7 protein-coding genes are annotated in these 5,013 nt (G+C 34.4%); 6 read left to right on the top strand and 1 reads right to left on the bottom strand.

Translation table 11 applies throughout. The features are described from left to right. The 6 genes from ACJML3_RS09010 to ACJML3_RS09035 form a co-directional block, all read left to right on the top strand. On the top strand, positions 1-1,214 hold a 1,214-nt coding region (locus ACJML3_RS09010), incomplete at its 5' end, for a baseplate J/gp47 family protein (protein WP_406022516.1). Next, complete coding sequence (locus ACJML3_RS09015) at positions 1,214-1,867, top strand: DUF2612 domain-containing protein (protein ID WP_406022518.1); 654 nt, start codon at positions 1,214-1,216, stop codon at positions 1,865-1,867. The genes ACJML3_RS09010 and ACJML3_RS09015, both read left to right, overlap by 1 nt. A 27-nt stretch (positions 1,868-1,894) precedes the next feature. Continuing rightward, a complete protein-coding gene (locus ACJML3_RS09020) occupies positions 1,895-3,091 on the top strand; it encodes a hypothetical protein (RefSeq protein WP_406022520.1) in 1,197 nt (398 codons plus the stop codon). A 145-nt stretch (positions 3,092-3,236) separates the two neighbouring features. Continuing rightward, on the top strand, positions 3,237-3,404 hold the full coding sequence (locus tag ACJML3_RS09025) for a hypothetical protein (protein ID WP_406022522.1): 168 nt from the start codon (positions 3,237-3,239) through the stop codon (positions 3,402-3,404). Between the two features lie 50 nt (positions 3,405-3,454). After that, positions 3,455-4,168, top strand: a complete 714-nt coding sequence (locus tag ACJML3_RS09030; protein WP_406022524.1) for a hypothetical protein — start codon at positions 3,455-3,457, stop codon at positions 4,166-4,168. Between the two features lie 82 nt (positions 4,169-4,250). Next, positions 4,251-4,529, top strand: coding sequence for a hypothetical protein (locus ACJML3_RS09035; protein WP_406022526.1), 279 nt, complete (start codon positions 4,251-4,253; stop codon positions 4,527-4,529). A 147-nt stretch (positions 4,530-4,676) separates the two neighbouring features. On the opposite strand, the gene ACJML3_RS09040 is transcribed toward ACJML3_RS09035, so the two are convergent. Further along, positions 4,677-4,916 (bottom strand): hypothetical protein, encoded by a 240-nt coding sequence (locus ACJML3_RS09040; RefSeq protein ID WP_406022528.1) that lies wholly within the window; start codon positions 4,914-4,916, stop codon positions 4,677-4,679. Positions 4,917-5,013: the final 97 nt, after the last annotated feature.

The raw sequence follows: 5,013 nt of genomic DNA on the forward strand, positions 1-5,013 counted from the left end.
TGATTATTTTCAACAGTGCAAAAGGTTTTGATGTAACTGAGGTAACAGACCTCAGAGAGCAGATTTCTGCTGAATGGCAGAACGCTTTTAAAGAGAACGGAAAACCGCTGTTAAACGTTGCTCCAGAGACTCCACAAGGGCAGATCATAGATGCACAAGTTGCAAGTGTTAGTCAGAAAGACAGTGAAGTATTATATCTTGCTCAACAGTTCGATCCTCGAACAGCGGAGGGCAGATTTCAAGATGCGCTAAACGAAATTTACTTTATAAAAAGAAAACAGGCGATCAGTTCATACGCAATGTGTACAATAACCGGCAGACCAGGTACACAGATCAGCGCAGGCGCATTGATAGAAAGTGAAATAGACGGAACTCAATGGAGTTTAGATCAAAATGTAACAATTCCTGCAGAAGAAAATATACAGGCTGAATTTACCTGTTTAACTGCTGGTGCTATTGCAGCAAATGCCGGCACATTAACAAAAATTGTTACTACTGTTACAGGCTGGGATGCAGTCACCAACTTGACGGCTACAGTCGGATCGCTCGAAGAAAGTCAGGCAGCTTTTGAACAGCGCAGAAAAGAAAGCGTTGCAAAAAATGCCAGATCTACAGTTAGTGCGGTTTATGCAAATGTAGGGCAATGTGATGGCGTGATCGCAGTTTATGCAGTTGACAACAAAAAGAATGTAGTTGAAACGATAGATAATTATAACTTAAAACCACATTCAATTTTTGTATCTGTTATTGGCGGTAATGATACCGAAATTGCAAAAGCTATTTATGATAATTTGTCCGCCGGGTGCGATTATAACGGCAATACAACAATTCAAATCACAAATGAATACACGCAGGCGGTTGAGGAAGTTATATTTTATCGCCCTGCTGCTTATAATGTTTTTGTTAAAGTACAGATCCAAAATAACGCCTCCTTACCAGATAATTATGAGGATATTATCAAAGAGGCTGTATATAATAATTTTTATGGCCTTGATACAGAAACAATTATAAACAATGAGCATTTATTAAGAATCAAAATGAATGACAATCTGTATAGTTCACGCTTTACTCCTTCAATTCTTAATGCCGGTCTAGCTAACGTGTTAACGGTGCAGTTATCTACAGACGGTGAGACATGGACTAATTCGCTACACATGCCGATAACCTCAAATCCTACTTTAGATCAGAATAATGTTATTGTAGAGGTGATCTAATGAGTGATTTCAATATTGATGCGGTTATTCAATCTCAATATGGTGATTCCCCTCACATTAAAGGCGTAATAAGAGGATATTACGATTATATATCCCCTCAAAAAGATATAGATTTAATCTATGACAAAATGATTAATATCTATACTGCAGAGGGTTACGGCCTTGATGTATGGGGGCGAATTGTTAATATTGATCGTGAGTTTGTTGCAGTAGATGAACAGTACGACTATTTAGGTTTTGACAATTCACCTTATAACATGGATCGTATCGAAACATTCAATAACGCTCCTTTTTATAAAGTTGTAAACGGCAGGATTAGATTAGAAGATAACGCATACAGAACATACATTTTAATTAAAGCGTTAATCAATATTTCAAATGTATCTTTGAACAGTTTAAATTATATCTTTTCACAACTTTTCCCAGATACAGATATAAAAGTCCTACATTCCAATACTATGATCCTGCGTTTGTTGGTTATAGGAGCAATTTCGCAAGCTCAGATCGGAGCGATAAAAAATATCGAGTGGCTGCCTGCTGGAGTTGGATTACAATTTTATCACATTATTACACCTACTTTTGGTTTTCGTGGAAGTGGTCTTGAAACATTCAATAATGGCACTTTTGGCACGTATGGAATAGAAAATTTATAAATATATATCTTTTAAGAGGGGTTAAAAATGGCAGTTTTCAATGAGCCTACAAAATGGAAGAAACAGCTAGTAAACAGCGGTGATGCGAATACAATACCAGATGATACAACCGCCGGCACTGGTGATTTTTCTTTTGAAGAAGGTTTTCCACAAATAACACAAATTCCTTTAGGAGCAGGCGGTATCGCCCCGGACAGAAAAGATTTCAACGGAGTATTTAAACTGCTAGGCGCATGGATTTATTACATCCAGAATGGAGGTTCACCAACTTTTTCAAGCAGCTACGATTATGTAAAAGGAAGAGTAATTTTATATACAGACGGTAATCTTTACAAGTGTAAACAGCGTTGCGGTGCAAGTTCAACTGTTGTAACTCCTGATAGCACATTAGGGTCAAAGTATTGGTCGTTATTACTAACAGCAGAGGATATAGCAAATATTTATGCTACCGTTACACTAGATAATGTTTCTAACGATTCAATATTTAATTTACAGAATTGTGACTTGTCAGAGCAGGAAATTACCGAAACGCTGCATAATAATATTTTCAGAGGTCACGATTTATTAAATTATTTTACCAACTTAAATAAACTACAAAACGCAGTATCTAGTGGTGATTTTTCGAAAATCTATATCGGTGATTATGTAAAACAGACTATTACGTATAGCGGTACACAATATACTACAAAATACCGTGTAGCAGGTATTAACACATTTAAAAATTATGGTGATACCGCTTTAACACGCAATCATCTAGTGTTAATTCCTGATAGATTGTTTGATGCACAGATGAATACATCAAATACCACTAGCGGGGGCTATGTCGGTAGTAGAATGTATACAACCGTATTGCCTGCTCTGTTAAACGCTCTAGCTGGCTCTAGCTCTACACCTTTTTATGGTAAGATTATTTCTCATAGAGAATTATTCGCTAATGCAGAAAATGATTGGGCGTGGTATGATAATTCACTTTGTTTATTATCAGAAATGGAGGCTTACGGCTCACGCATTTTTGCTAGCTACGGTCACTCTATTGGATTCTATGCTCAGATGCCGCTATTCAAGTTAAATCCTGATTATATATCTAAATTTTACCGTCAGAATGTATGGCTACGTTCCGTCAGCAGTTCCACTTTCTTTTGTGTTGCGAACGGTAGCGGTTATGCTTACCATGACGTTGCTAGTAATTCTCGTAGTGTTCGCCCTCGCTTTTTATTCGGTTAACCGAATAAAAAAATCTCAAATTACCGCCCCTATTGTGGGGCGGTATGATATAATAAATTATTGATTTATAAAAAGATCCCGAAAAGCTTATAAATCACGTTTTATTTTTCTAAAAAGCATTTATACAATTAAAGATAGTGGAAAGGTGATCTATACCCAGACACAAAAAGGATTAAGACGAGAAAAGCGCAGACTTTACAAGTTAAGATATAAGTATGATCTAGGTTTAATTCCTGCAGGTGATATAGACAACGCTTTTGAATCTTGGTGTGGCAATGTATATAAGAATTATCCTCATACAAGCTATTTTTGATTAAAATATATAAAGAGATTATATAATCAACTTTTTGGAGATCTTCAATTATGATTTATTTTTTATATGATTCTGACGGATATTACTTAGGTAATTCCAATATTGAAACTGAAAATTCTACTACTATAGAGCCAACACTAAAAGACGGTTACTGGTCCAGGTTTAACGGCAAAAAGTGGACTACTGAAAAGATCGCAGAAAGTGCAGCAGATCTTGACGGTGTAATTATTCCTGATATTACTTTAGATGGTGTAAGTGCATCAAATCACGATAAAGAGCTTTATTCACTATTTGAGCGTTATTTAGATGATAACTCTTATATTGTTAAAGATGCGGAAAATAAAACACTTACATTTAAAGTATTAACTGATGAAGATTTACTCCAAAAAGTAAAATCTTCAAAACTTGAAGAATTAAAAATTATTTCTCAAAAATTCACTGTTAATGATTGTGACAAAATGTATTTAACTTCCAGTTTAGGCTATGCAATCAACGCAGACAAAACCGCACAGGATAATATTAGAGGATTGATCGAGGCGCACGAAGAAACAGATCTAATCAAATACAAGCTCTATGATAATACTTTTAAGGATGTAACTATTGCGGATCTAAAAATTATGCTTAAAGAGTGCGCCCAAAATGGTGAAAATCTTTATACGCAGAAATTTTTATATCAGTCACAGATCAATGCCTGCACATCTATTGATGAAGTTAATGCTATTGTAATAGAGTTCAAAATGATGGACTTCTCTAAGTCTGAATAACTAATAAATAAGCTCCAATTTTTAACGATTTTGGAGCTTATTTTTATTAGTTGCCAAAATTAGCGATTTTTGGAGCTTAAAAATGACTAGATTTTTAAAACTTTTAAAAAACTTCTGGAAATATTTAATAAATATACTAATCGCATTTGATCAACTGGTTAACACTCTTTTTGGTGGAAGTTGTGATGAAACAATTTCTGCTTTGTGTTACCGCAAGTCACAGCAAAAAGGTCATTATTTTTATAAGATTTTAAAGTTTATTTTAGATATTTGTCTGTCACCAATCAAACAAAACCATTGTGAGCAGGCTTATTTGTCAGAAGTGTATCGCAAGCAGCTACCGCCAGAATACAGACGATAAAAAAATAAGCTCCATTAAGGAGCTTATTCTTTTTAAGCTTTTTATAAAACTCTTAGAGCTGCAAACCCCATAAAACACCAGCAAGTAATAATAACTATTGCTGATATAACTATTATTATTTTTCCAAATAAATTCATTTTATAACTCTTAACTAAAATCAAAGAAAAAATCTAAAATCACAACTACACCACGAATAATCATAACTCCGGCAATAATAACAAGTATTAGTGCGGCCACAATTTTAAAATCATCTATAACCGCATTAAAATATGTATAGCTTTCATAGCAGCGATCTTCAACGACTGCATCTAAATGCTTTATATATACATAGACAATTAAAGCAAAAAACGCTAAAACGCATAAAATATCAATAAAATTAACTAACATGATCTTTTTTCCACTCCTGTATAATCTTTCTATCAAAAATCAGATCTGCATCAATTAAAGCAAGCTCATTTAATATCTGCCTTATTTGCTCTATATT

It is taken from the genome of Succinivibrio sp. (assembly GCF_045124615.1).
GTDB classification, from domain to species: domain Bacteria; phylum Pseudomonadota; class Gammaproteobacteria; order Enterobacterales; family Succinivibrionaceae; genus Succinivibrio; species Succinivibrio faecicola.